The organism is Streptomyces sp. NBC_01669 (assembly GCF_026339735.1).
GTDB classification, from domain to species: domain Bacteria; phylum Actinomycetota; class Actinomycetes; order Streptomycetales; family Streptomycetaceae; genus Streptomyces; species Streptomyces yanii.
Map to the genome: position 1 here is coordinate 760,968 of NZ_JAPEQG010000002.1, position 25,215 is coordinate 786,182.

Annotated in this window: 22 protein-coding genes and 5 pseudogenes; 14 read left to right on the top strand and 13 right to left on the bottom strand. The window is 67.2% G+C overall.

Annotated elements, in window-relative coordinates; translation table 11 throughout:
* Positions 1–289 precede the first annotated feature (289 nt).
* The gene (locus OG972_RS44435) at positions 290–595 is read right to left on the bottom strand and encodes a DUF427 domain-containing protein (protein ID WP_266992225.1); all 306 of its coding nucleotides are present in this window, start codon (positions 593–595) and stop codon (positions 290–292) included.
* A 262-nt stretch (positions 596–857) separates the two neighbouring features.
* Here OG972_RS44435 and OG972_RS44440 point away from each other — a divergent pair, with 262 nt between their 5' ends.
* Complete coding sequence (locus OG972_RS44440; RefSeq protein ID WP_266992226.1) at positions 858–1,763, top strand: alpha/beta hydrolase; 906 nt, start codon at positions 858–860, stop codon at positions 1,761–1,763.
* A 249-nt stretch (positions 1,764–2,012) separates the two neighbouring features.
* Here OG972_RS44440 and OG972_RS44445 read toward each other — a convergent pair whose 3' ends face one another.
* Positions 2,013–3,278 (bottom strand): ISL3 family transposase, encoded by a 1,266-nt coding sequence (locus OG972_RS44445; protein WP_266992228.1) that lies wholly within the window; start codon positions 3,276–3,278, stop codon positions 2,013–2,015.
* 357 nt (positions 3,279–3,635) lie between these two features.
* Positions 3,636–3,818 (bottom strand): ATP-binding protein, encoded by a 183-nt coding sequence (locus OG972_RS44450; protein WP_266992230.1) that lies wholly within the window; start codon positions 3,816–3,818, stop codon positions 3,636–3,638.
* Positions 3,819–3,931: 113 nt separating this feature from the next.
* Between OG972_RS44450 and OG972_RS44455 the strand changes: the two genes are divergently transcribed.
* Genes OG972_RS44455 through OG972_RS44470 form a run of 4 tightly spaced genes read left to right on the top strand, consistent with a single transcriptional unit; the run spans position 3,932 to position 7,487 of the window.
* Positions 3,932–4,996 carry a tyrosine-type recombinase/integrase gene (locus tag OG972_RS44455; protein ID WP_266992232.1) on the top strand — a complete coding sequence of 355 codons (1,065 nt, stop codon included), beginning with the start codon at positions 3,932–3,934 and terminating at the stop codon, positions 4,994–4,996.
* Positions 4,993–5,307 (top strand): helix-turn-helix transcriptional regulator, encoded by a 315-nt coding sequence (locus OG972_RS44460; RefSeq protein ID WP_266992234.1) that lies wholly within the window; start codon positions 4,993–4,995, stop codon positions 5,305–5,307. The genes OG972_RS44455 and OG972_RS44460 overlap by 4 nt, the downstream gene beginning before the upstream one ends.
* Before the next feature lie 22 nt (positions 5,308–5,329).
* The gene (locus OG972_RS44465; RefSeq protein WP_266992236.1) at positions 5,330–6,961 is read left to right on the top strand and encodes an integrase; all 1,632 of its coding nucleotides are present in this window, start codon (positions 5,330–5,332) and stop codon (positions 6,959–6,961) included.
* A gap of 13 nt (positions 6,962–6,974) precedes the next feature.
* On the top strand, positions 6,975–7,487 hold the full coding sequence (locus OG972_RS44470; RefSeq protein WP_266992238.1) for a hypothetical protein: 513 nt from the start codon (positions 6,975–6,977) through the stop codon (positions 7,485–7,487).
* Here OG972_RS44470 and istB read toward each other — a convergent pair.
* Both istB and istA read right to left on the bottom strand, forming a co-directional pair.
* On the bottom strand, positions 7,441–8,154 hold the full coding sequence (gene istB / locus OG972_RS44475; protein WP_266992240.1) for an IS21-like element helper ATPase IstB: 714 nt from the start codon (positions 8,152–8,154) through the stop codon (positions 7,441–7,443). The two genes, OG972_RS44470 and istB, sit on opposite strands and share 47 nt — an antisense overlap.
* A complete protein-coding gene (istA, locus tag OG972_RS44480) occupies positions 8,151–9,581 on the bottom strand; it encodes an IS21 family transposase (protein WP_266992242.1) in 1,431 nt (476 codons plus the stop codon). Before istA ends, istB begins: the two co-directional genes overlap by 4 nt.
* Before the next feature lie 177 nt (positions 9,582–9,758).
* On the opposite strand from istA, the gene OG972_RS44485 reads away from it, so the two are divergent.
* On the top strand, positions 9,759–11,066 hold the full coding sequence (locus OG972_RS44485; RefSeq protein WP_266993002.1) for an IS701 family transposase: 1,308 nt from the start codon (positions 9,759–9,761) through the stop codon (positions 11,064–11,066).
* Positions 11,067–11,121: 55 nt separating this feature from the next.
* Here OG972_RS44485 and OG972_RS44490 read toward each other — a convergent pair whose 3' ends face one another.
* Genes OG972_RS44490 through OG972_RS44500 form a run of 3 tightly spaced genes read right to left on the bottom strand, consistent with a single transcriptional unit; the run spans position 11,122 to position 12,747 of the window.
* A complete protein-coding gene (locus OG972_RS44490) occupies positions 11,122–11,460 on the bottom strand; it encodes a DUF6510 family protein (protein ID WP_323135987.1) in 339 nt (112 codons plus the stop codon).
* Positions 11,432–12,178, bottom strand: a complete 747-nt coding sequence (locus OG972_RS44495) for a ferredoxin reductase (RefSeq protein WP_266992246.1) — start codon at positions 12,176–12,178, stop codon at positions 11,432–11,434. The genes OG972_RS44490 and OG972_RS44495 overlap by 29 nt, the downstream gene beginning before the upstream one ends.
* Positions 12,148–12,747, bottom strand: a complete 600-nt coding sequence (locus OG972_RS44500) for a sulfite oxidase-like oxidoreductase (protein WP_266992248.1) — start codon at positions 12,745–12,747, stop codon at positions 12,148–12,150. The genes OG972_RS44495 and OG972_RS44500 overlap by 31 nt, the downstream gene beginning before the upstream one ends.
* Before the next feature lie 728 nt (positions 12,748–13,475).
* Here OG972_RS44500 and OG972_RS44505 point away from each other — a divergent pair.
* Positions 13,476–14,207 (top strand): annotated as a pseudogene (locus tag OG972_RS44505) (IS4 family transposase); the annotation flags it as partial.
* A gap of 23 nt (positions 14,208–14,230) precedes the next feature.
* On the opposite strand, the gene OG972_RS44510 reads toward OG972_RS44505, so the two are convergent.
* On the bottom strand, positions 14,231–15,508 hold the full coding sequence (locus OG972_RS44510) for an ISL3 family transposase (protein ID WP_266992250.1): 1,278 nt from the start codon (positions 15,506–15,508) through the stop codon (positions 14,231–14,233).
* 129 nt (positions 15,509–15,637) lie between these two features.
* On the opposite strand from OG972_RS44510, the pseudogene OG972_RS44515 reads away from it, so the two are divergent.
* A pseudogene (locus OG972_RS44515) lies at positions 15,638–16,111 on the top strand (transposase); the annotation flags it as partial.
* A gap of 223 nt (positions 16,112–16,334) precedes the next feature.
* On the opposite strand, the gene OG972_RS44520 reads toward OG972_RS44515, so the two are convergent.
* Positions 16,335–17,990 carry an IS1182 family transposase gene (locus OG972_RS44520; protein ID WP_266978027.1) on the bottom strand — a complete coding sequence of 552 codons (1,656 nt, stop codon included), beginning with the start codon at positions 17,988–17,990 and terminating at the stop codon, positions 16,335–16,337.
* A 142-nt stretch (positions 17,991–18,132) separates the two neighbouring features.
* Between OG972_RS44520 and OG972_RS44525 the strand changes: the two genes are divergently transcribed.
* The 4 genes from OG972_RS44525 (at position 18,133) to OG972_RS44540 (ending at position 21,390) form a co-directional block, all read left to right on the top strand.
* Entirely contained in the window at positions 18,133–18,414 is a 282-nt protein-coding gene (locus tag OG972_RS44525) for a hypothetical protein (protein WP_266992252.1), read from the top strand.
* Between the two features lie 177 nt (positions 18,415–18,591).
* Positions 18,592–20,289 carry an IS1182 family transposase gene (locus OG972_RS44530; protein WP_266992254.1) on the top strand — a complete coding sequence of 566 codons (1,698 nt, stop codon included), beginning with the start codon at positions 18,592–18,594 and terminating at the stop codon, positions 20,287–20,289.
* 106 nt (positions 20,290–20,395) lie between these two features.
* Positions 20,396–20,713: a transposase gene (locus OG972_RS44535; RefSeq protein ID WP_266992256.1), complete on the top strand. Its 318-nt coding sequence runs from the start codon at positions 20,396–20,398 to the stop codon at positions 20,711–20,713.
* 5 nt (positions 20,714–20,718) lie between these two features.
* Positions 20,719–21,390 carry an IS3 family transposase gene (locus OG972_RS44540; RefSeq protein ID WP_266993004.1) on the top strand — a complete coding sequence of 224 codons (672 nt, stop codon included), beginning with the start codon at positions 20,719–20,721 and terminating at the stop codon, positions 21,388–21,390.
* Here the strand turns inward: OG972_RS44540 and OG972_RS44545 are convergent.
* Positions 21,338–22,731 (bottom strand): annotated as a pseudogene (locus tag OG972_RS44545) (IS30 family transposase). The gene OG972_RS44540 and the pseudogene OG972_RS44545 overlap by 53 nt on opposite strands.
* A 92-nt stretch (positions 22,732–22,823) precedes the next feature.
* Here OG972_RS44545 and OG972_RS44550 point away from each other — a divergent pair.
* Positions 22,824–23,084 (top strand): annotated as a pseudogene (locus OG972_RS44550) (integrase core domain-containing protein); the annotation flags it as partial.
* A gap of 24 nt (positions 23,085–23,108) precedes the next feature.
* On the opposite strand, the pseudogene OG972_RS44555 reads toward OG972_RS44550, so the two are convergent.
* Together OG972_RS44555 and OG972_RS44560 are read right to left on the bottom strand one after the other, a co-directional pair.
* A pseudogene (locus tag OG972_RS44555) lies at positions 23,109–23,402 on the bottom strand (transposase); the annotation flags it as partial.
* Between the two features lie 272 nt (positions 23,403–23,674).
* Positions 23,675–24,238, bottom strand: a complete 564-nt coding sequence (locus tag OG972_RS44560; RefSeq protein ID WP_266992258.1) for a carboxymuconolactone decarboxylase — start codon at positions 24,236–24,238, stop codon at positions 23,675–23,677.
* Between the two features lie 554 nt (positions 24,239–24,792).
* Here OG972_RS44560 and OG972_RS44565 point away from each other — a divergent pair.
* Positions 24,793–25,140, top strand: coding sequence for a GNAT family N-acetyltransferase (locus tag OG972_RS44565; RefSeq protein ID WP_266992260.1), 348 nt, complete (start codon positions 24,793–24,795; stop codon positions 25,138–25,140).
* The last annotated feature ends 75 nt before the right edge of the window (positions 25,141–25,215 follow it).

A 25,215-nucleotide genomic window follows, 5' to 3' on the forward strand; every position in this document is an offset into this window, starting at 1 on the left:
AGGCTGGGCGGACTGCAGCCGTGGAGTTCCGGCGTAGCCGGACTGCTCGCTGCAGCGCGAGGCGCGCCCTGAGCCTCTGTGCCGGTCTCGAGCGGCTAAGCGTCTCAAGGACTGGAAAGACCACTATGGCAGGGCGTCGAGACAGCCGAAAGCCACGTCTTCGCCGACACTTCAGGCTTCGGAATCGGCAGGGCACCTCTGCGCGAAAGGGGTTTACAGGCATCACCGCACCGCCTTGCTGTCGTCGATGGCGTGGGCAGTCGAAATGGAGAGCGGCGCCACGTCGTCGTCAGCCTCTCTCGACGGTCACCACCGGGCTGAAGGCCACGAAGCCTTCGAAGTCGCTGCCGACGCGCTGCACCGCGCTGTCGAGGGGAGTCGGGCAGCTCCAGGCGGCATCGGCCGCGGCCTTGCCATCGACAGCGGCATCAAAGTACTGGCAGCGCCCCTTCCAGGGGCAGACATAGGGCGACTGGCTCTCGGACAGGACACCGCGCGTCACGGCGCTCGGAGGGAAGTAGGCGTTTCCCTCGATGATCACGACCTCGTCGTCGGGGGCCTCGGCAAGCACATGGCCTTGAAGGGATGCTTTCACTGCTGCTTGCTCTCCCCATCGAGCCCGTCACCGGCGTACGTCCTGTGGGCGGATACTTTCGGGCGCCGGGTGCGGGCCTTCGTGGGCGATGCCGCCGCCTCCGGGCCTTGGCGTCACTGATGGTGTTCCGCACCGCCCTGTGCAGAAGTCGCCTTCGGAAACAATAATGGACTATATAGTCCCTGTAGGGAACTGGAGCGAGTTGCTCAGCTGCGCGTAGCACTGCGCGGCACGAGCGGCCGAAGGACGGAGAGCATGCGGCATGGCTGACTTCGAGGCAGTGGAGTTCTCGACCTTCGACGGCGTGACGCTACGAGGAGACTTCTTCCGCACCGACGGCCACAACCGGCCCGCCGTGGTCCTGGTCCCAGGGCTCGGCATGCTCAAGGAACACGTCGGCGGCAGCATCGCCGCCGCCCTGCGTGACGCCGGCTACTCGGTCTTCGCCTACGACCACCGGGGGTACGGTTCGAGCGACGGCGCGCCACGCCAGCAGACTGACCCACTGCAACAGTCCGAAGACCTCCACGACGCCGTCAGCGCCGCCGCCAGGCTGCCCGGAGTCGACGCCTCACGCATGGCCGTCCTGGGCATCGGGCACGGAGGCGGTGCCGCGCTGATGGCCGCAGCCTGCGACCCGCGCGTGAAAACAGTGATAGTCAGCGATCCCTTCATCTCCGGCCGCCTTGACGCCCCCCTGTACCCGCCGACACAGCTCCTCAGAGCCTGGCGTGAACGTGAAGACGTCACTGCCTGCGGCCCTAGGCAGCCCCTCTACCTGCAGTGCTGGCCCGAGAACTACGAACAGGCCCACACCATCGGCCGCGACAGTCCGCTGATGCGCGGGAACGCGTCCCTGGACCTGTTCCGCGCGCTCCGCGCCGACGCGCACGAGCTACGGCTCTCATGGGAGAACAAGATCACTCTGCAGTCGCTGTCCCGCCTGGCCAGATCCGAGCCACGCGACCACGTCCCACGCGTCACCTGTCCCCTGCTCTACCTCGTCGAGATGAACGGGCCGAGCGTCGTCCACAAGCAGATCGTCTCCACCGCAGGCGGCTACGCCGAGCTCAACTTCACCCAGAGCTCGTATCTCCTCCGCGACCACACCGCCGGCTTCCACGACGCGCTGCACAAGCAAGTGGACTTCCTGCGCCACCACCTGTGAACCCCGCTCGCCGTCACGCACGGCACGCTCGCCCCAGGCGGGAAACGACAGCAAGATGAGCACCGAGACACGGCCCGCACGCAGACCCGCAGGGCTAGGTGCCCTCTCCGCCGAGACGCCGCCGCGCAAGCAGATCAGCCCTGCGCCTGCGGCAGAGACCCTGGCAGACTGCGACCCCGTCGTCGCCCGGCTCCACGCCCTCTACGGCCCGCCCCAGCTCAAAAACGGCTCTCCTGCCGTATGTGTGGGTCATCGGGTTGCGAGTTGACGGCCGGGGAGGGTGGGTTTGTCTCCTGCGAGGGTGAGCATGACGAGGGCGATGATGGCGTCGGCGGAGTGGAAGCCGAAGCCGCGGCGGATGATCAGGCGGGTCTTGGTGTTCGTGGATTCGATCAGCCCGTTACTCATCCCCGTGATCAACGCGGCCCGGATGGCGTCGTAGTGCCGGACGATTCGGCGTTGGAGACCGACGAAGGCATCGATGCGGCAGCGTCGGGCCCAGCCGATCCATCGGTCCAGTGCCGTGAGGGCCGCGGTGGGACGGGTCTTGGCCAGGGTGAACATCATCCGCAGGGCCTCCTTGAGGCGCCAGGCGCGGTGCAGGCGGGGGTCGGTGGCTTGGATCCAGGCGAGTTTGGCGATCTGCCGGTCGGTGAGGTTGGCCTCGTTCTTCCACAGCGCGAAGCGGGAGTCCTTCAACGCCCGGGCCCGTTCGCGGTCGTCGGCTTCGCGGCGGGCGCGGTTCCAGGAGGCCCGGCGCTCGGTGTCCAGGGCGTCGGTGGCCCAGGCGACGATGTGAAAGGGGTCCATGACACGCACGGCGCAGGGGACGCGTTCGGCGAGGACGTCGGCGATCCAGCTCGCACCGTCGGCGCTGATGTGGGTGAGCCGCGGGGCGCGTTGATCTCCCAGGGTGTCGAAGAAGCGGTGCAGGACGTCCTTGCCGTGGCCGTCGGCCATCCACACCACCTTCGCGGTGTCGTGGTCGACCACCACGGTCATGTACTTCTGACCCTTGCGGTAAGGGATCTCGTCGATCCCGATCCGGCGCAGACCGGACAGCCGGTCACGATCGCGGTCGCGGTCGGTGACGTGCCGCTCGACGATGGCCCCGACCGTCCGCCACGAGGTCCGCATCAGCGCGGCCGTCGCGGACTTGGAACATTCGGCAGCCATCCAGGCCGTCTGCTGGTCGAAGCCTCGGGTGTGTCCCGCACCGTGCCTCGCCCAGGGCATCGATGTCACCGTCGGCCCGTGCACCCGGCAGTCCACCCGGGGCGCGTCGGCCTCCAGGAACACCTTCACCACCCCGTGGTCCAGATCCCGCCGGCGGCGCCGGCCCCGCCCGGCGTCGTACCGGACCGCGGGTCTGCGACAGATCCCGCATCGCTGCCGACGTCGCGCGTCGGACCGTACCGACACGATCACACACTGTTCGGACCCGTCCCAGCGGACACCCTCGACCACGGTGTTTTCGACCGTCAGGGTCCGCTTCCATATGCTGAAGGTAGACACGCCGTTTCCTTGCAAGATCAAGCTTGTGACTAGACACCTCAAGCCTTGCAGGAAGCGGCGTGTTTCATGTATCACCGCAGGTCACAGCACCCACACATACGGCAGGAGAGCCTCAAAAACCCGACCACCACGCCGTTCGCTAGCAGTGGTTTGTTGACGGCGGGTCAGGGCCGTAGTAGGCCGGTAGCAGAGGAACGTCGCCTCGCCGCCTGGGGGCTTGTGATGACCCGTCGTCTGCCGTGTCCGCCCGCACCGGGCCCGCTGGAAGCTTACGCCGCACGCTTCGATGACCTGTTGTCGAGGTTCAGGGTCACGTGTCCAGGTAGGTACGGGCTCATGTGTCCACCTGGTTGACCGTCAGGCGACGCTGGAGGCTTCTTCGAGGGCGGCGAGGCGATTCTTCAGCCGGTAGCTGGGGCCGTTGATGGAGATGGCGTCGCAGTGGTGGAGGAGACGGTCGAGGATGGCGGTGGCCAGCACTTCGTCACCGAACACCTGTCCCCATTCAACTGGGGCTGGCACTTGTTCCGTGAGAGACATCGGCCCTGCGACCTGCCCGTTTCAGGGGTCTGGGCGTCTCTTTGATTGTCTCGCTGACAGCACGGTTTTGTAGGCGGTACCTTCATTCGTCAGGTGCGAGGAAGGTGTGGCCGATGGTGGAGTCGCGTCTGCGGGTGATCGAGGGCCGGACGGTCCCCGACGTGCCCGTTGCCTGGGATCCGTGGGAGTTCCAGGCGCTGTGCGTGGAGGCGTTCGTGGCGTCCTGGCAGGCCCGGGGCTTCAGCCCGGTGACGGTCGACAACGACATCGGCTTGCTGGAACGGACGTTGAAAGCGCTCGGCCGACCGGCGTGGGACGTGACGCCGGAGGACGTCGACCGCGTGGTCGGCGGTCTGGCCGTCGACGGGCGGGCACTGTCCACTCGCCGCGGTTACGTCCAGATCTTCAAGGGCTTCCACCGGTTCCTCCAAGCCCGAAAGGCCGCCGAGATCGAGGCCGCGTTCGGGGTCCGGCTGGTCTGCCCGGTGGACGAGTTCAACGCCTCCCGACACGTCGGCGACGACTCTCCAGCCCTGCTGCCGCCACCGACCCCGGAGCGGGTCGAGGAGTTCTTCGACTTCCTCAAGGCCCGCATCGCCACCGCCCGCAAATACGCCCCCGCCGCCCGCGACTACGCGCTGTTCCGGACGCTCTATCACGCTGGCCTTCGCTCGGAGGAGGCATCCCGCCTGGACTGCCCGGACGTCCACTTCACCCGCGGCCCGTTCGGCAAACTGCATGTGCGCTTCGGCAAAGGAGCCCACACCTCCGGGCCTCGCCCACGTTGGGTGCCCATGCTCGACCACCTGGACCTGATCCTGCACTGGTTCCTCGACGACGTCCGCGGCAAGTTCCCCGACTCGCCCGCGCTGTTCGCCGACGAGTCCGGCGGCCACCTCCACCAGGGCACCGTCCGCAACCGGCTGCGTTACCTGATGGAACTCGAAGGCCGCCCGGCCGCCGACCGGTTCAGCCCGCATGCCCTGCGGCGGGCCTGCGCGACGCACAACTACGAACGCGGAGTGGACCTGGTGGCCATCCAACAGCTGCTCGGTCACTGGACCGTCAGTTCGACCATGAGATACGTCCGGCCCTCGGCCACGTTCATCGAGGACGCCTACCGACGCGCCGTGACCAGCACACTCGGCGAGCTCGCCGGAGAGGACCCCACGCCGTGAACATCAAGTGGAAGCTACGGATGGCCGCCGCCCAGCGCGAGGTCTGGACCGGCGCCCAGCTGCGGCGGCTCCTGGCCGACAAGGCCGGGCTGGAGCTGTCGTCCGCATCGGTGTCGGCCCTGTTCACCAAGGAACCCTCCCAGGTGAAGATGTCCACCTTGGCCGCGTTGTGCACCGCGCTGGAGTGCACCCCCAACGACCTGATCGAGGTCGACACCACCCCCGTCGAACGCCCCGCCACCCCCGTCCCACCAGCAGCAGAGCTGCCCCGGGCCGCCTCGGCCCGCGGCCGGTCCATGCCACCGATCTGACACAACGGAACGTGGACGGACCATGAGCAAGAAGCAGCGGGACTGCGTCGACTGCGGGGCGCCGGTCGGGATCATCAACCGGCAGCACTGCTGCCGCTGCACCGCCCGGATGAAGGACGAAGCCGCCCACGCGGCCTGTCCCGGATGCGGGAAGCCCCGCGTCCTGCAGGCCGACACCGGACGGTGCATCACCTGCTCGCGGACCTGTACCACCTGCGGCCGCCCGGTGCGATCGCCGGCCACCACCAGTTGCGGGTCCTGCCGGCGTGAAGCCGAGCGAGTTGCCCCCAAGCGGACCTGCCCGCGCTGCCGACGGCCCGGTTTCCTGCGGCCCGGCACCGGATGGTGTGGCCACTGCTCGCGCGTCCGGCAGACCAAACAACCACCACGGCCGTGCGCCGGGTGCGGCCAGGTACGGCGCCATGCCGGGCTGGGACTGTGCTCGGCCTGCTGGCAGAAACACCCCGACCGCCCGTTCATCGCCGCCGAGAACCTGGCCGCACGGCTCGACGGCCCGCCGCCGTGGCTGGGCGACTTCGCCGGTCACCTCGCCACCCGACACTGCCCAAGCCGTGCCTGCACGATGATCAGCACGCTGGGCCGCCTGCTGCAGGACGACCACCCCAACCACCCACAGGCCCTCCTGGACCGCGCCCGCCGGCCCGGCCGCTCGATGGGTTCCCTCGCCCGCGCGCTGGAGGACTTCTTCACCCACCGCGGTCTGGCCCTGCCCACCGACCACGCGGACCGGCTCGCGGCCGGACGCCGCCGACGCCGCATCGAAGCCGCCCCACCACCACTGCGACCGCAGGTCCAGACGTTCGCCGAATCCCTGCTGCGGGCACGTGAACGCGCCCTGCGAGCCGGCACCCTGCCCCGCACCGACACCACCATCGACGCAGCCTTGGCCATCGTCCGCGACCTCGCGATCTTCCTGACCGGCCAGCGCGGCAAGCAGGACTGGGCCCTGGCCGACGTCCACGACGTCGAAGCGTTCCTGGCAAAGATGCCCAAGGCCCGCCAGCGCCGACTAATCGTGTTGCGGCAGTTCTTCCGCTTCGCCCGCTCCCGTAAAGTCCTGCTCGTCGACCCCACCCGGGGAGTACAGGCGAAAGGGCCGTCCGGATTCAGCGGCACCACCGTCGCCGTCGGCCAACAGCGCGAACTCTTCCGCCGCTGGACCACCGCCACCGACGCGCACCCCCACGAAGCTCTGCTCGGCATCCTGGCCCTCCTGCACGCGGCCTCCAGCCGAGAGGTCCGGCTCCTGCGCGTGGACGACGTCGATCCGACCGACCGCACCGTCCGTCTGGGCAAGCGCCCGCATCCGGTGCCGCTGGACCCGGCCAGCTGGTCGGTTCTGCAACGATGCCTGGCCCACCGCGAGAACCAGCACACCGACAACCCCCACGTGGTGGTCACCCGGATCACCAAGACCGGGCGGGCGCCGGCGTCGACCGCCTATATCAGCCACGTCCTGGACCCTTGTGGCACCCCACCCAGGACCCTGCGATGCACCCGCCTCGCCGACCTGGTGAACGTCCTCGACCCCAAACTCGTCGCCGCCGCCCTCGGCATGGAACCCGAAGGCGTCATGATCTATCTCGCCGACCACGTCGACCGGACACGGCTCCCCGACATCCCGACAGCCTGACGGAGAAAAATCTATGAGCACTCCACCATCCGACGACGAGCTCTGGCAGGCATTCGTCGAGGCCAAGCGGGAAATGCACCGCCGTCAAGCCGACTTCTATCAAAAGGCCCGCGACAGGCCCGGGACCCTCAAAGCCGCTCTGACCGCAGAAGCAGGACCATGGCAGCAGGGCGCCGCCCTCGACTTCCTCGCGGCACTCCCAGATGACATCCCCGGACTCCTCGGCGACCTTGTCGGCCTCTCCCTGTCTCACGGGTGGGCTCTGGCCGCCCGGCAGGCCATCGACCGTATCCCGCACGACGACCTGGTACCTCTGCTCGGACCGCTCATTTTGGAGCGACTCGGCTCGGCCGACGATGACGAGTACCGGCGCCTCGCCGAACTCCTCGCCCATATCGAAGCCTGGGAGCTACTCGGCCAACTCGTGGGCCGCGCACTGGACACCGATGACTCCGACACACACGAAGTAGCCGAAGACTTCACGAAGTCGTACGGCCCGATGTGGCTCTCCAAGCCCAACCCGTGAGGTTTCGGCGCCGCCTGGCACAGGTTCGCCGGAACATGTGCGCTTTAGAGAAGGATTCGTTCGAGGTCAGGATGATGGATCCCTTCTCGTAGCGCTTGGAGACGACCTGGAAGACCAGGTTCGCCTCGGCGCGTTCGAGGGGCTGATAGCCGACCTCATCCACCACCAGGACGTTCGGGCGGAGGTAGGTGCGAAGGGTCCCGGCGAGCCGGCCGATGGCATCTGCGCCCTTCAGCTTGCGGACCATGTCATCGAGGGTGGTGAAGTAGACGGAGAACCCGGCCCGGCAGGCGGCGACCGCGAGGGCGACCGCGATATGTGTCTTGCCTACTCCCGGCGGCCCCAGAAGGGCGGCGTTGCCCTTGCCCTCGATGAAGGAGAGCGTGGCCAGATCCTTGATCTTGCGGGGGTCGAGTTCCGGCTGGAACGAGAAGTCGTACTGGTCCAGCGTCTTGTGATGCGGAAGCTTGGACAGGCGGAGTGAACTGCGGAAACGTCGCTCGTCGCGCATGGCCGCCTCTTCTTCCAGGGCGAGATCGAGGAAGTCGAGGTAGCCCAACTTCCCCTCCTCGGCCCGGCGGGTGAAGACGTCGAGCTGGCTGGGCAGGTGGGTGAGGCCGAGCCGGGTGGCAGTGGTGCGGATACGCGTGGTGACCAGCTCGTTCAACGGTGATCCTTGATCGTTGTGGGGGTGAAGGGGCTGGTGCCGGCGAGCTGGTCGTAGACGGACAGGGGCCGGCGTTCGACCTCGACCTGTGCGGCGGCGGAGCGGGTGAGCAGGGCCTGGAGCGGGCCGGCGGCCGCCGGGGCCGGGCGGCGGAGCGGGATGACGTTGCTGTCGTTCGCCTCGGCGTCGCCGCTGATGGTCACCGCGCGGGTATGGCCGTCCGGCAGGCCCTCCCAGTGGGCTTCGTCGACGACGCGCTGTCCTCGGCCGAGGGCCCGCGGGTGGGCGGCAAGCAGGCTCTGGCCAGCTGTTTCGGGGGCGGTGGAATGCAGGAAGACCATGTCGGATCCGGCGCGAATCTCGACCAGTTGCCGGTGGCGGACCTGACGGGCGGGCACGGAGTACAGGTTTCCTTCGAAGGCGACCAGACAGTCCTTGCCGACGTGCCGAAGGTGGCGTCGGGTGACCAGGTAGGGAGTCTGTGGCATGGGCCGCAGGGCAGCCTGATCGCGGGCGGCCCGCACCCCGATGACCTCGCCGTGGGTGGCATGGGTGCGGGCTCTGCGCAGGGGCACCCAGGCGGTGAACGCGGCGTCCATCTCCTCCAGCGAAGAGAACGCCCGCCCGGCCAGGACGTGATCACGCACGATCGCCACCTGCCGTTCGACCCGGCCCTTCCCAGTGGGTCGGTAGGCGGCCAGGACGTCGATGTCGAAGTCGTAGTGCCCGGCGAAGGCGACCGCTTCGGGGTGCAGCGGCACCGCCTTGCCCGGCGCGACATGACGGCGGACCACGGTCTTGGTCCGGTCGTAGACGATCGCCGCCGGGACACCGCCGAAATGCTCGAACGCCCGGCGGTGGCACGCGAAGAATGACCCGAGATCCTGGCTGGTGGTGAAGCAGCAGAACGGATCACGGGAGTACGACAGCGTCATGTGGAAGGAATAGACCTTTTCGATGCCGACGTGCGCGAGGATCTTGCCCTCGTCGCCCCAGTCCACCTGGGCCTGGGCCCCTGGGATGACCTCGAAGCGGCGGTGCAGCCGGCGCAGTTCGTCCGTCCCGACGCCCAGCTCGGCCGCGATGCGAGGCCGGGCCTCTTGCAGATAGAGCTTGACGCGCTGGTAGTTGCCGGCGAAGCCATACTGCTCGACCAGACGCTCATGCACCACCGTGCCCTTGATCAGCAGTTCTGCTCGCAGCATCGCGTCGATCAGGGGCGCCACCTCGGTAACCACCCGCGCCTGCGTTCCCTGGCGGCTGCTGCCCCGCGGCGGGCCCGGCGGAGCCTGCGAGGAGAGGTACTTGCGCACGGTCTGCCGGTGCAGACCCGTCTCCCGGGCGATCTCCGAGACGCTCATCGCACCAGACGCATGCAGAGCGCGAAAACGCCGCAACTCCGCCCAGCGTTCCTCATTCAAGATCACTAGCAGTGGCCTCCGTGCACCCCAACCGGTCGCACGACAGCCTGCCGATCAACAGCCCAAACCAGCCCCCGACACGCTACGAGCCGGACACGTTAGCTCGTACGTGGGTGGACAGATGAGGTTGTACGCCGACACCTGTTCTCCACACTGGCACAGCGCCGTGGGTTCCGCGAGTACCTGACCGGGCTGCTGCTGCCGCGGGACCGCAACAAGACGCTGACCTGCCTGGCAGGCACCGAACCCGTCGTCGGGGCCCAGCACCCCTCGGTGCAGCGGCTGCAGTTCTTCTTGTCCGAGTCGATGTGGGACCACGAGCGGGTCAACGCCCGCCGGGTCGAACTGCTGCTGGCCGACCCCGCGACCGCGCCGCACCCGGGCGGGGTGCTGGTGATCGACGACTCGGGCGACCGCAAGGACGGCAAGGCGACTGCGCACATCGGACGGCAGTGGCTGGGCCGACTGGGCAAGACCGACAACGGCATCGTGACGGTGACCACCTGCTGGGCTGACGAGAACCTCTACTACCCGCTGCACGCGGTGCCCTACAGCCCCGCCCATCACTTCCCCAAGGGAAAGAGCGACCCCGGCTTCCGCACGAAGTTGCAGATCGCCGCCGAACTCGCCCGCACCGCCAAGGCCACCGGGGTGGCCTTCCGGGCCGTGGCCGCCGACTGCGCCTACGGCGACCAGGACGGCTTCCGCAGACAACTCGACAAGGCGGGACTGCCGTTCGTCATGGCCCTCAAACCGAGCCACGGTACCTGGGCCTACGGCAAGGACGCTTACACCCCCGCCGACGCCGCCCGCGCCCTGACCTGGACGAACCCCAAGCATCCCGGCGACTGGACCGCCATCGAGCGAACCTTCCGCGACGGGCACAAAGAGACCTGGTGGGCCGCCGACGCCCATCTCGGCTGGTGGGGCCCCGACGGAAACGTCCGCCTGGTCGTGGCGACCGCAGACCCGGCCACCCTGCCCGCGAAGGCCACCTGGTACCTGGCCACCGATCTGCCCCGACCCGGCAGCCTCCGGGAGGCCGACAGTCCCGAACCCGCCGCTGACCTGCACGAAGTCGTCCGGATCTACGGCATCCGGCACTGGATCGAGCAGAACTACAAGCAGGTCAAGGACGAACTCGGGTGGGCCGACTTCCAGGTCCGCTCCGACACCGCCATCCGCCGCCACCAGACGCTGGTCACCTGCGCGTTCTCGTTCTGCTGGGACGCCTGGTTCAGTCCGCCACCCAAGGTTTCGCCCGGCACAGCACCACCGGAGCCGCCCGAAGAACCGGGCCGGCCCGAGAGGGGGACCAACCAGACCCCACCAGCCCCACACGGCCAGCTGGCCCAAGGCAATACGCGCCGTCAGGGCCTGGCTCGACCCCTGGACCAGCCTCCAACGATGCTGGCGAGCCTGGACGAATGCACCCCCACCACCGGAACTCCAAGCCCTGATCAACGCCGTCGGCGCAGGCCACCCGCTTGACCTCTACTCCCCGGCTTAACAAACCACCGCTAGCAGGACGTAGTGCCCCGCACGCTCACTCCTCCCCCAGAGGGATCGCCAGCGACGCGGCGCCGCTCATGTCGAGCCAGGCAACGCCCTTTGCACGCACGACACGCAGCACGACCTGACCACACTGCTGGCAGCGCGCGACAAGGCCTGGAGCGTGCCCATACACGTGCAGACAGGCGAGCGGCGCCGTGCATCCACAGTGCGCGCATCGGCTCGTCGCGGCAGTCACGTCGACGACGAAGATCTCGGAGAGGGGCCCCGCCAGCGCATTTCCATCGATGTACCCATCGGGGGCGCTGGCCGCATTCGGATCGTTGGTCTCCGCAAGCACCATCTCAACCTCCGAAGCGTTCGGTGCGGACACGTTCTGGGGCGTGCCCGAGGAGCACCAAGTAGGCAGTTGCCTTCTCAACGAAGCCTGTGGGCCCGCAGACGTAGCAGGTTGGCCCAAAGTCAGGGGGCCAGCCGTTGCGGACCAGGTCATGGGGGGCGACACGCCCTGGCGGCCGCGGCGCATCCGGTGGGGCTTGCCGGGTGTAGAGGTATGAGATGTCCAGTCCCGGCGATCCCTCACGGAGCTCGGAGCGATACAGCAGCTCGTCCGGGCCCCGCACGGAGTACAGAAGCCGAAAGGGGGCTCTGCTGCCGGCCATTTCGCGTGCGCGAATCATGCACATCAGCGGTACAAGCCCCGAGCCGCCCGCAACCAGAAGGATCGGCTCTGTTTGATCCTGTCCCCAGACAAACCAGCCGCCGACGGGGCCTCGCAGTTCTAGTTGGTCGCCAGGTTTCAGTTCATCCACCAAGTAGGGCGACACCTCACCATCAGGCAGGCGCTGGACCGTAAGCTCGAGGCGCTGACCATCGGAGGCAGACGCGATCGAATAGCTACGTTGGGTGCTGTAGCCGTCTTCTGCAGTCAATCGCACGTCAACGTGCTGGCCAGCCAGGTGCCCCGGCCAGTCAGGTACGTCCAGCACCACTGTGACTGCTGTGGGCGACTCGACACGCCGGCCCGTCACCTCAGCAACCCGCCAGCAAAGCCGGTCGCCTAGTCTCCCTGGTACCGCTGTTCTCGCCATGGGTCTCCGTAGTTGTGGTAGCCGACGGTTTCCCAAAAGCCAGGCGTGTCACTCTCCAGCAGTTCGATCCCGCGCACCCACTTGGCAGACTTCCACAGGTACAGGTGGGGTACGAGCAGCCGGGCCGGCCCACCATGTTCGGGTGCGAGGTCGTCACCGTCGTAGCTGTAGGTGATCCACGCCTTGCCATCGAGCAGATCCGCGAGCGGGACGTTTGTGGTGTAGCCCCCGTAAGAGGTAACGAGGGCGTACTCGGCGGCTGTCTCCACATCTGCGAGCAGAACGTCCAGTGATACTCCCCGCCACTCGGTGCCGAACTTCGACCACTTGGTCACACAGTGCAGGTCGACTGTCGGAGATTCCGACGGAAGCGCCATCAAGGCGGCCCAGTCCCATGTATGCCGTCGTCCGTCCTCAGTGGTTACAGAGAGCTCCCAGCTGCTCTTCTCTACGTGAGGCGTGGGCCCGGCGGACAACACCGGGAAGCCATTGGTCTCGTACTGCCCAGGTGGCAGTTTCGTGCCTTCGGACGGCCTCCGCCCGTGAAATCCGCGCGAGATAATCGTCATGCTGGTCGTCCCTGTTTGTCGGTTCTCGTACAGTCGTTGCGACGGCTTTCCGATTAGCGTCTGCAGGAAGCTTTCTCTTACCCCCATGTCACCGGGCGGGCGAGGCACTCTCAGCGCCAGAGACAGTCGGACACGCCTGGAGAGTGGCCGCGAGCCCTAGTAGTCATGCATGCGCTCAGCTAGCGGGGAGGGGCGCCTGCACTCAACGCTACCTGGGTATCCAGGCAGGCGCCGCCGCTACCGTCCCTCGGAGTGGCTACTCGCCGCGTCTAGTAACACCGTGTCCTGCGAGTGAGCGAGTGAGCGAGTGGTGGTCGGTGGCTCCGGGCCCGGTTGAGTCGGCCTGAAGCGCGGTTCCGATGTTGCCACCGGCCCGTTTCTCCAGGCCGCTCTCCGAACCCGGCGTACCCGTCTCCGAGTACCGGGCTCTCCACAGTTCCTCTCGTCGGGCTGGTTGTCAGGCTGTGGGCCAGGGGCTGGGGATCGTGTCGCCCCGGTAGCGGTACCGGGTGATCGCCGGTGTCCGCGCCAGGTTGATCAGTTCGACCCCGTCCGCGGTGATCGGCAACCATGATCCGTGAGGGCCAAGGAGCCAGCTGCGAACGTCCTTCCACGACCAGCGGTGCATCGTCTTGAGCCCCTCTCTGTCAGCCTTGGGTGAGACATCCCGTTCTGCGGGGTTAGCCTCAATACCGTTCAGTTAAGAGCTTCTGGGTTATTGTGGGTGGATGCCGCGTTCTGGTTGGGTGAAGCCGTCTTCTGATGTCCGCTTGTCGGATTTGGTGTCTGTGGGGTTGCTGACGCGGGTGTTTCCCGCGGATGTGGTTGACGCGGTGATCGAGGAGGCGGGGCGTACTGAGCGGCGTCACCGGTCCTTGCCCGCGCGGGTGATGGCGTACTTCTCGATGGGGATGGCGCTGTATTCGGATGGCTCCTACGAGGATGTGTTCGCGCAGCTCACGGATGGGCTGTCGTGGGCGTCGGGGTGGTCGGAGTCGTTCACGCCGCCCTCGAAGTCGGCGATCTTCCAGGCCAGGGCTCGTCTGGGGTTCGAGCCGGTGCGGGATCTCTTCGCGCGGGTTGCGCGTCCGCTGGCGGGGCCGGACACGCCGGGGTCGTGGCTGGCCGGGCGTCGTCTGGTGGCGATCGACGGGACGTGCCTGGACGTGGCAGACACGGCAGCCAACGCAGAATTCTTCGGGCGGCCGGCTTCCAGCCGGGGGGAGCAGTCCGCGTTTCCGCAGGCCCGCCTGGTGGCATTGGCGGAATGCGGCACCCATGCCGTCTTCGACGCTGCCACCGGCCCGTGCAGCGTGTCGGAGATCGAGTTGTCCCGGCAGCTCGTCGATCGGCTGGAGCTGGGCCAACTGGTCCTGGCCGACCGGGGCTTCTACGGGTTCCGTCTGTGGCAGCAGGCCGCCGCCACGGGCGCGGATCTTCTCTGGCGAGTGAAAACGGGCTCTCCTGTCGCTTCCGTGGGTGGTCAGTTCGTGAGTTGACGGCCTGGTAGCTGGGGTCGGTGGCCGCCGAGGCTGAGCATCGCGAGGGCGATGAGGGACTTGGGGTCCTTGAAGCCGAAGGCGATGCGGGTGATCAGTCGGATTTTGGTGTTCATGGACTCGACCAGGCCGTTGCTCAGCCCGTGCTCGGCGGCGGCGGTGATGGCGTCGAAGTGTCTGACGATGCTGCGCTGCAGCTCGACGAAGGCGGCTATTCGTGAGCGGCGGGCCCAGAGCACCCAGTCCCACAGCGCCTCGGTGGTGTCGGGGCCCTGTTTGAGGGCGGTGCGCAGACCTTCCTTGAGCAAGTACGCCCGGTGGAGCAGCGGGTGAGCCTTGGCGATGAAGAGCAGTTGGGCCCGCTGCCCGGCCGTGAGGTCCTCGGGGTTCTTCCACAGCGCGAAGCGGGCCTTCTTCAGGGACTTCGAGCCTCGGGTGGATCTGCCCTTGCCTCCGCGCTCGGCGTTCCACACCTGACGGCGCACGACGTCCAGGGCGTCGGTGGTCCACTGAACGACGTGAAACGGGTCCATCACCCGTACCGCCTGCGGGCAGCGCTCGGCGACCACCGTGGAGATCCAGTCGGCCGCATCCGCGGACACGTGGGTGAGCTTCGTGGCGCGCTCGTTCCCCAGGGCGTCGAAGAACTTACGCAGGGTGGCCTTGTCCCGGCCGGCCTCAGCCCAGACCAGACGCCCGGAGTCGTGATCCACCACGACGGTCAGGTACTTGTGGCGCTTCTTGTAGCTGATCTCGTCAATACCGATCCGTCGTAGCCCGGCGAACAGGTCCACCGACTTCTCGACGTCCGCCCAGACCCGGGCGACGATGTTGCCCACCGTGCGCCAACCGGTCCGCATGAGCTGGGTGACGGACGTCTTGGAACAGCAGGTCGCCAGCCAGGCCACCTGCGCGTCGAACGCCAGGGTATGTCCGGCGCCGTGCCTCGCCCAGGGAACCGAGGCGACGACTATGCCGTGCTCGGGGCAGGAGACCCGGGGCGCGTCGGCCTCGAGGAATGCCTGGATGACGCCCAGGTCCAGGGCCCGCCAGCGGCGGCGTCCCTCACCAGCGTCGTACTTCGCCACCTTGCGCCGACAGATCCCGCACCGCTCCCTGTGGCCCTTCGCCGGTCGGACATGCGCCACGATCACCAGCTCACCCCGGACACCGCCCTCGGGGTCTGCCTCCTCGGCCTCGACCTGCTCGATCAGCGTCTTTTCGACACCGAGCAACCGAACCCATATCCTCTTACTTTGCACGCCGTATCCAGGTTTATTCGTTTCGTACCTTCAGCAGTCGAAACGTACCCCGGGTACGGCGTGTTCTGCGTATCAGCCCTGGTCAACGACCCACGGAAGCGACAGGAGAGCCTGAAAACGAACCTGCGGCCCCGGCATCTGGAAACCCTGGCCGATGGGTCCTGGCTGGCCCGGATCGTCCCGACGTCGGGCACGAACCGGGCCACGACGGAGCCGCTCACAGTCAGAGTGATCGACTACACGGTCGATGACGGCCGGGACAACCCCGAGGAATACCGGCTGCTGACCACGATCCTCGACCCGGCCGACGTCGGCGCCGAGGACCTCGCAGCCGTCTATGCCCAACGATGGGAGATCGAGACAACCTTCGACGAACTGAAGACCCATCAACGCGGGCCCCGCGCGGTACTGCGCTCGAAAGCCCCCGACCTTGTCCAGCAAGAAATCTGGGGACACCTGTGCTGCCACTACGCCATCCGCACCCTGATGGCCGACACCGCCGCGCACACCGGCCAGGACCCCGACAGAGTCTCCTTCGTCAAAGCCCTCCGCATCGCCCGCCGTTCAGTCGCGCAGGGCGCATTTTCCCCCTCCGGGCACTGACACGGCCGACGCAGCATGGCGTCACGCCATCCGATGGCTCACCCAACACCTCAACCCACCCCGCCGAAAACGCTCACACCCGCGAGTCGTCAAACGCAAGGTCCTGAAATGGGCCGCGAAACGCTCCCACCACGCACACTGGCCCCAGCCCAAACACAGCCCCCACATCACCATCCGAAACCACTAACTGAACGGTATGACTCTGTTGGTGATCTTGTGGGGGTCAGGTGACGGCGGTGCAGAGGGCGTGGAAGTGGCTGGGTGCTCGCCGGGGGCGCGCAGGGTCGGCGATCCAGTCGGTGATGCGGGTGACGTTGCAGGCCAGGCCGGTCAGTACGTGCTGGACGTGCGTCTTTGGCAGGCCTCGGTAGCGGGTCCGGCGCAGGCCGCAGGTGCGGACGTTCTGGGAGAGGGTGGCTTCGATGCCGGCGCGGATCGCGTATCGGCGCTGCCAGTCTTCGGTGTGCTGGTCGAGGCGGTTGCGCTGCTGGATCTCGTGCAGTTCGCGGGTGGGCAGCAGCGCGAGCGAGCGCGGACCACTGACCGCCTTGGTGCACTGGGGGCGGACGGGGCAGGCCAGGCAGGTGGCCTTGTCGAACTTGACCTGGATGTAGTTGTGGCCGCTGATGTGCAGGGGACGCCACTCGCGGCTGACGGTGCCCTGGGGGCAGGTGGCCTGGCAGCGGTCCCAGTCGATGGCGAAGGCGGCCTTGTCGAAGCCGGCCCCGCTTTTGGCCTGGTGGCTGTGGTCGGGCACGACCGGGCCGAGCAGGGTGATGCTGTGCACCCGGTGAGCGCGTTCAATCTGCGCGGGGCTGATGTAGGCGGCGTCGACCGCGTGCTCGGCCGGGATGAGGCCGACCTGGGCCAGATCGTCGTGGATCTGGGCGGTGAGTTCGCCGTCCTGGACCGGGGCGATCGTGGTGGCCACGTGCACGACCACCTCCGGCAGGTCTGACGTGCACGTCTCGGTGAAGTGAGTGCGGTAGCCGGACCAGGCGGTGTCACGTTTGACGCAGTAGTGCGCGTCGGTGTCGTACGGGGAGTCGAACCGCAGCGATGCCGGAGGCAGCGCGTGGCCGTCGCGCCAGCGCAGCCGCCCGCGGGTATCCCAGAAGTAGTGGTGCACCCAGACCTGGCGCAGGATTTCCACCTGTGCCAACGCCCGGAGCCGGGGAGGGGCGTCGGCCGCCCACGCGGCGGCCAGGACCTTGTGTCCGTCCCGGCCGAAGGTCTCGGCCAGGGCGGTGACCCCGGCCTTCCCGCCGGGCACCTTGCCGATCTCGATCTTGCGCCCGTAGCGCTTGTCCCACTCCGGCTCGACCAGCGGCAGCAGCCAGTCCGGGTCCGCCTGGGCGAGCTGCTCGAGGGCGGCCCGCAGGCTCTCGCCGACCAGCTCCAGCCGGCTGAGCGTGCGCACCGCCGCGAGCACATGGGTCGCATCCGTGCGTTGCCGACCGCCGGATTTAAGCAGTCCGGCCTCGGTCAGCCGATGCAGCATCACCTGCAGCAGCCGGTCGGCCGCGTCGTCCTGGGCCAGCCTGGCCCGGAACTCGCACAGCACCGAGTGGTCGAAGCCGGGATCGTCCAACTCCAGGCCCAGGGCGTACTTCCAGTCGATCCTGGTGCGGACCGCGTTCGCGGCCGCGCGGTCCGACAGGTTCTCCGCGAACTGCAGCACCGACACCAGCGCCAACTGCCCCGGCGACAAGCCCGGCCGCCCGTCCTTCGGATACAGGTCCGCGAACTCATTATCCTCGAACACCACATCCAACCGGTCCCGCATCAGCATCGCCGGCGTGCCCTTCGGACACGCCGCCCACGCCGTCAACACCGTCCGCGTCGGAATCCGCTGGTAACTCCTGGCCTGTATGGACATCTCCGGCCCTCTCCCTGGAACCACCCCGCCCAACTCCAGCGAACCGCCGAACAGACGACCTGTCAGCATCCCTCACAAGATCACCAACAGAGTCGCGGTATTGGGGTTAGCCTGAGAGGACACGACAGGAGAACCGTCCCTTATGCCCAGTACAGAGCCCGTCGGGTCCGACCCGGCACCGAGGCCGAAGCGCCGTACCTTCACCTCGGAGTACAAAATGCGGATCGTCGCCGAGTACGACGCCGCGCCCAGGAACGAGAAGGGAGCGGTCCTGCGCCGGGAACGGCTCTACCACTCGCACGTCAAGGAGTGGCGGGCCACCCGAGATGCCGGGGCCCTGGAAAACCTGGTCGACCGCCGGACCAGCCCGGCCCGGGCGAAGAAGTCCGCCGCGGAGGTGGAGAACGAAAAGCTGCGGCAGTAGGTGGAGCGGTTGCAGAAGGACCTGGCACGGAACAAGGCCGCACTCGAGGTGAGGGGAAAAGCCTCCGAGCTCTTGGCTTGACTCTGTCGGTGATCTTGGTGTTTCCCAGTGCGCGAGCATGATCGGCGGGCATGCTCAGTGCTGTTTCGAAGGCCGATACAGCTGCCGAGGTGTCCGTTGTCGCTCCATCCCCGCTCCGGTGAGCAAGTCCCGCCTCTGACCGCGCAGATCGCACGGGCAAGCAATCCGACCGGTACGACGGCGATGTGGGTCAGAGACCGGCTGGACGGGTTGTGGTGCGACGAGGACTTCGCCGGCTGGTATCCGCGCGACGGGCGTCCCGGGCTCTCGCCTGCCCAACTGGCCACCGTCTGTGTGCTGCAGTTCCTGCTTGGTCTGTCGGACCGGCAGGCAGCGGAAGCGGTCCGCTGCCGCATCGATTTCAAGTACGCCATGGCCATGGAGCTGGACGATCCCGGCTTCCACCACAGCGTGCTGGCTGACTTCCGCGAGCGCGTCGCGCAGGACGACCGCGCCGACCGACTCCTGGATCTGGTGCTCGCCCGTCTGAAGGAGGCCGGCCTCGTGGGCGAGCGCACCACGCAGCGCACCGACTCCACCCACGTCCTGGCCGCGGTGCGCGACCTGACCCGGCTGGAACTGGTCACCGAGGCGGTCCGTGCCGCGCTTGAAGAAGTGGCCCGCACGGCTGGGCATCTGCTGATCGGCCTGGTCGACGAGGACTGGGGGCGCCGCTATGGCCGCCCGGTCCGCCTGGGCAAGAACCCCACCCGGCCCAAGACCAGGATCCTCGCCGCCGGCAACGACGCCTGCCGACTGCTGGAGCGACTCCACCGGGACGGGTCCGCCTACCGGCCCGGCCCACAAGCCGAGGCCCTACGGCAGATCGTGGTGCAGCACTACTACCGCGACACGGCAGGCCGCCTGCACTGGCGCACCACCGACGACGACGGGCTACCGCCCTCCTCCTCGGCGATCGTCTCTCCCTACGACATCACGGCGCGCTACGTGCGGCATGGACACATCATCCGCTGGAAGGGCTTCGCCGCCCATCTCACCGAGACGTGTGCCTCTGACAGCGTCAACGTGATCACGGACGTGGCCACCACGTCGGCCGCCACCAACGACAGCCAGGCCCTGCCCGGCATCCACACCCGCCTGGCTCGTCGCGGGCTGCTGCCCGCCGAGCACCTGGTCGACGGCGGCTACACCTCCCTGGTCCACCTGGAACGAGCCGACCGCGAACACCAGGTCACCGTCACCGGGCCGCTACCGGGCAACCCCACCCGCCAGCACCGCAGGAACGAGGACTTCGACCGGGACGACTTCCACATCGACTTCGACCGCCGACAAGTCACCTGCCCCCAGGGCCAGGTCAGCGCGGGCTGGCACGGCCCCTACCCGACCTCCTCGCCCACCGCGGCGCCCCTGATCGTGGCACGGTTCACCAAGAGCCAGTGCCAGCCCTGTCCGGACCGCCCCCGATGCACCAGCTCCCGCGAGAACGCCCGCAACGTGGGCTTTCCCCCGCGAGAACTCCGCGACCTGCAAGTCCGCGTCCGCACCGAGCAGCAGACACCCGAATGGAAGGCCCGCTACGCAGTCCGCTCCGGCGTGGAGGGCACCATCAACGAGTTCGCCCACGGACACGGCATGCGCCGCTGCCGCTACCGAGGACAGCCGAAAGCCCACCTGCAACACGTACTCACAGCCATCGCCGTGAACATCGAACGACTCAGCACTCGGTCAGTGACCCAGGAAACCCCTTCACCGAGACCGCCGACCGCCTTCCAGACCTTCCTGGACCAGCAGGGAATTCCCCGATCGAAGTCCTGGCGCACCCTCGGCACCTAACCTCGACCATCCAAGATCACCGACAGAGTCAAGCCAAGAGCTCGTGTGCTTTTGAACCGTTCCGGGTTTGATCGAGACTCGACCTTTTGGAAGGATCGAGTCCGTTATGGCAAAGCAATACCCGAAGGAGCTCAAGGAGCGGGCCGTGCGTCTGGTCCTGGAGACTCGTGAGCAGTACAAGACCGAGTCCGCGGCGATCCGATCGATCGGGGCGAAGCTCGACATCGGGCCGGAGTCCCTGCGGAACTGGGTGCGTCAGGCCGAGGTCGACGCCGGTGCTCGGACCGGGACCACGACGGAGGAATCCGCCCAGCTCAAGGCCCTCAAGAAGGAGGTCGCCGAGCTGAAGCGGGCGAACGAGATCTTGAAGGCTGCGGCCAGTTTCTTCGCGGCCGAGCTCGACCGGCCACACACACGCTCGTAGCGTTCATCGACGAGCACCGGGACCGCTTCGGCGGAGTCGAGCCGATCTGCAGGACGCTCACCGAGCACGACTGCAGCATCCACCCGTCCACCTACTACGCGCACAAGAAGCGTCTGCCATCGGCCCGTGCCCTGCGGGACGCGGAACTGGCACCGCTGATCATCAAGATCTACCGGGACAACTACAGCGTCTACGGAGCCCGCAAGATCTGGGCCGAACTCAAAAGACAAGGTCATCAGGTGGCCCGGTGCACCGTGGAGCGCCTGATGAGAGCCGAGGGCCTCACGGGAGCGGTGCGCGGCAAGAAAATCGTCACCACAGTGGCGGACAAGGAAGCCGAGCGGGCCCCGGACCGGCTGGGCCGGCAGTTCGTGGCGACCGCCCCGAACCGCGTGTGGGTCGCTGACTTCACCTACGTGGCCACCTGGTCTGGCACCGTCTATGTCGCGTTCGTCGTGGACACTTTTTCCCGCCGGATCGTCGGCTGGTCCGCCGCGACGAACAAGCAGACACCGCTCGTGCTGTCCGCACTCGAAATGGGCCTATGGCAACGCGACCGCGCCAATACCCCAGTAATTCCACGGGAGTTGATTCATCACTCCGATGCCGGCTCGCAGCCCGGGTTCAAGGAGTCGTCGCAACACTTCCGTTTTGTGTTGATAGTAGATGACTGTTGAGAGTCTCGGAGGGTGTCCTCCAGCCCAGGGTTTTGCGGGGGCGGCCGTTGAGGGCAGCTGCGACGGCAGCGAGATCCTCGCGGGTGTGTCTGCTGAGGTCGGTGCCCTTCGGGAAGTACTGCCGTAGCAGCCCGTTGGTGTTCTCGTTCGTGCCGCGCTGCCAGGGGCTGTGCGGGTCGGCGAAGTAGATCTCCAGGCCGGTGTCGATGCGGAGTTCGGCGTGCTGCGCCATTTCCGAACCCTGGTCCCAGGTAAGGGACTTGCGTAGTTGGGCGGGTAGGCGGGTGATCGCTTCCGTCAGGGCGTCGCGTACGGCTGCGGCTCCGTGGCCGGCCAGTGGGGGGCCGTTCTTGGCCCGTGTGCCGTCGTGGCCGGGCATGGGCGGTAGGTGCAGCAGCATCGTGAACCTGCTGGTGCGTTCGACCAGGGTGCCGATCGCGGAGCTGTTGAGGCCGATGATGAGGTCGCCCTCCCAGTGGCCGGGGACCGCCCGGTCCTCCGCCTCGGCCGGCCGCTGACTGATCAGCACGTCCTCGGTGACGAACTTCTTCCCCGGCCGGAGGTGCGAGCCCGGGGCACCCGCAGCGCACGGCCGGTGCGCAGGCAGGCGACCAGCTCGCGCTTGAGTGCTCCGCGGCCCTGGATGTAGAGGGCCTGGTAGATCGCCTCGTGAGAGATGCGCATGGACTCATCATCGGGGAAGTCGACCTTGAGCCGGTGGGAGATCTGCTGCGGACTCCACGAGTTGACCCAACGGCGGTCCTGGCGCCTCGGCTTGTTCCGTCCCTTCCACGGCGGTGCCGCAGGTCCCGGCGCCGGCATGCCGTCCGGGCGGTGGATCTCTCCGGCCAGGCGGTCCTGGACGTACTCGTGCAGCCGCTCGCTGCAGGCAAGTTTGGACGGCTTCGGCCGCCGCGCGGCCAGCTCGGCCTTCCACTGCGCGATCGACGCCCGGTAGGCGAGTTGTCCGCTGCGGGTGGCCGCATTGCGCCGCAGTTCCCGCGAAACAGTGGACGGGTGCCTGCCCAGCCGACGGGCGATCTCTCGGACCCCGGTGTTCTGAGCCTTCAGCACAGCGATCTCCTCGCGCTCTGCAAAGGAGAGATACCTGCCCGACACCGGGCCCAGCTCGATCGACGGCATACCGCCACGTTCCCGGAACCATCGCGAGCCGACCGGCCCCGACACGCCGCACGCGATCGCCGCGTCCTCGCTGGTCAGCCCGTCAGCGATCTTCTTCCAGAAGGCACGCTCCACATCCCGGCGGACCGGTGGCCTGCCCGGAGACCGCATCGCCGGGCGCCCCGTCACCGCCGTCGTCCACCCTGCCGGTCGCCCCATCGGACACCTCCATGATCGAGGTGTTGCGACGACCGGTTGAATCCACCCAGTACACCAGTTTCCGTCTCGCCACTCACCTGGCATCCGAGCAGATCGCCGCGTCCATCGGCACCGTCGGCGACGCCCTCGACAACGCTCTGATGGAATCGGCCATCGGCCTGTACAAAACCGAGCTCATCAAGCCCCAGCGGCCTTGGAAAGCCCTCGGTGACGTCGAGTTGGCCACAGCCGAGTGGGTCGACTGGTACAACCACAGCCGACTTCACGGTGAGATAGGCCACGTCCCGCCCGCCGAATATGAGGCCGTCCACTACCAGCAGCAGCAAAATCCGCAGGTCACAGCCACAATCTAGAGTCTCTACCGAACCCGGAACGGTTCATTTTCCCAGGATGGCCAGCGCCCTCTGGGACTTGGCCAGCTCGGCGGCCAGCTTCTCGTTCTCTGCCCGCAGCCGCTCGGCCTCCTTCTCGGCTGCGCTCTTGCCCGTCGGTCCGGACGGCTTGGCGGTCAGCGCATCCAGCGCGCCGGCGTCCCGGGCGGTCCGCCAGTCGATGATGTGCGAGTGGTACAGCCCCTCCCGGCGCAGCAGCGCGCCCTTCGCGCCCGGTTCGGTCAGCCGCTCGTACTCCTCCACGATCCGAAGCTTGTACTCCGGGGTGAAGGACCGCCGCTTCGGCCCGCCCGCGCGGGGACCGCGCTTCTTCTTGCCCACGACCTCATCATCGGCCACACCGGCCTCAAGGTCGGCACTGCTCAGCGTCACGTTCGAAAGATCCTGTTCTCGCCCCGCTAACAACAGAAGACTCGATTGTCCTCATGTCTCACGAGAGTCTGACAGGGAGGGCCCAAGGCAGACCCCTGGTGGGCAGTGGCATGCACGAACCCCTGCATCGTTGCAGAGACAACGAGCCGAGGTCAGGCCTCGAGGAATCGAGGCCGGACTCACGATTGCCGCAGCTCTTCCGCCCCGGCCGGCACGTCGTACGTCACCAGCGTGAGCGCGATCGTGCAGTGGTAGCCGATAAGGGCCAGCACGTCTGCGACGCCTTCATCGCCAATCAGACCGACAGCCTGGGAGAAAAGGTGGTCGGAGACGCCGCGCGACGCCAACAGCGTCGCAGCCAGGCTGTAGACGACCTGCTGACGCTCGTCGTCGAACCGCGTCGGAGCGCCAGAGACCATGGCCGCCACCGCTTCCGGTGACAAGCCCGCCTCGACAGCGAACTTCTCGTGGACCCGCGTCGGGAACGACGCCATCCACTTGGCGCAGACCAGAACGATCACGATCTCCCGCTCTGCCGGCGTCAGACATGAGCCGCCGGCGTTGAAGTAGGTGCCGATCGGGTTCAGCAGCCGAGCGACTCGCGGGTTACTCAAAAGGAACTTGTACGGTGCAGGGACCATGCCACGTGACGTGACGATGTTGTCCAAGGCCCCTCGCTCGTCGCTGCTCATCTCGTCGAGCGGCAGCTCTCGGTAACGCCCGAATGTCGGCTTCCTGTCCATGACTTCCTCTCATAGTCCCGAGGTTGCCGGCGCAACGGCACAGGATTGGTTCATCTCATCGGTTTCAGCGCGGCAAGCCTGCGCGGCCGGTGCAGTTTCACGGGCAAAGAGTGCCGGTGCTGGCCTCCGGGAGGGCGGCAGGGAGCGTCGTCTTTGACTCAACCACAAGTGGACCTAATCGTCCACTTAATCGGAAGTGTCGATGCTTCGGCCCGCATGCGCCAAATGACTGCCAGGCCGGCCCGGCGGCACCTCGCACCGGGAGCGGAAGGGCGTAAACGGCTTAACCGGAGTCGGGCGGGTCACAGCTGGCGCGACATGCCTGCTAGCGAGCGGTGTGGGAGGTGAGTCTCGCGCGGACCTCGGGGGGCGCATACACCAGGCGGGGTGCTGCGCGGCTCTTACTGGACTAATCCGTCCAGTCAAACTAGGGTGAGCAGTGCGAACAGGCCTGCCTTCCGGCGATTGGAGAATGCACCCCGCCAGAGTGGCCGCCGAGCACCTTTTCACCAGCTTTCCCGCAACGAGGCTCGCAGCACGCCGGAGGGTGTGAGATGTCTGACGTACTGTTTTCGAATACAGAATCGGCTGTGACGGTCAGCGACAACACGGAAGAGCGCCGCTACGAGATTTCCGTGGCGGGCGAGGCGGCCGGACACATGGGCTACCGAGAGATCGGAAGTCGGCGCGTCCTCATGCACACCGTCATCTACGAAGCGTTTCGAGGGCAAGGTCTATCCAAAGTCTTCATTCGGAACATTTTGGACTCTCTGCGCATTCACGGAAATACGGCTTCAAATTACTGCCCGGCCGTCGACAAGTTCATCCACGAGCATCCCGAATACATCAACCTGGTCGACGTGAAACACCCAGGCATCTGGGTGGCTGACACCTCGAGCTGATCCGACGGCTACCGCATCTCATGAATCCTCCTCGCCATCGCGACCATCACGCCCACCGCAGCCGGGCAGTGAAGA

Excerpts from the sequence above, each read along its gene's own strand:
- OG972_RS44440 (WP_266992226.1), top strand. The coding sequence starts at position 858 with ATGGCTGACTTCGAGGCAGTGGAGTTCTCGACCTTCGACGGCGTGACG.
- OG972_RS44450 (WP_266992230.1), bottom strand. The coding sequence starts at position 3,818 with ATGTCTCTCACGGAACAAGTGCCAGCCCCAGTTGAATGGGGACAGGTG.
- OG972_RS44455 (WP_266992232.1), top strand. The coding sequence starts at position 3,932 with ATGGTGGAGTCGCGTCTGCGGGTGATCGAGGGCCGGACGGTCCCCGAC.
- OG972_RS44465 (WP_266992236.1), top strand. The coding sequence starts at position 5,330 with ATGAGCAAGAAGCAGCGGGACTGCGTCGACTGCGGGGCGCCGGTCGGG.
- OG972_RS44470 (WP_266992238.1), top strand. The coding sequence starts at position 6,975 with ATGAGCACTCCACCATCCGACGACGAGCTCTGGCAGGCATTCGTCGAG.
- OG972_RS44495 (WP_266992246.1), bottom strand. The coding sequence starts at position 12,178 with ATGGCGAGAACAGCGGTACCAGGGAGACTAGGCGACCGGCTTTGCTGG.
- OG972_RS44500 (WP_266992248.1), bottom strand. The coding sequence starts at position 12,747 with ATGACGATTATCTCGCGCGGATTTCACGGGCGGAGGCCGTCCGAAGGC.
- OG972_RS44520 (WP_266978027.1), bottom strand. The coding sequence starts at position 17,990 with ATGTCCATACAGGCCAGGAGTTACCAGCGGATTCCGACGCGGACGGTG.
- OG972_RS44525 (WP_266992252.1), top strand. The coding sequence starts at position 18,133 with ATGCCCAGTACAGAGCCCGTCGGGTCCGACCCGGCACCGAGGCCGAAG.
- OG972_RS44535 (WP_266992256.1), top strand. The coding sequence starts at position 20,396 with ATGGCAAAGCAATACCCGAAGGAGCTCAAGGAGCGGGCCGTGCGTCTG.
- OG972_RS44560 (WP_266992258.1), bottom strand. The coding sequence starts at position 24,238 with ATGGACAGGAAGCCGACATTCGGGCGTTACCGAGAGCTGCCGCTCGAC.
- OG972_RS44565 (WP_266992260.1), top strand. The coding sequence starts at position 24,793 with ATGTCTGACGTACTGTTTTCGAATACAGAATCGGCTGTGACGGTCAGC.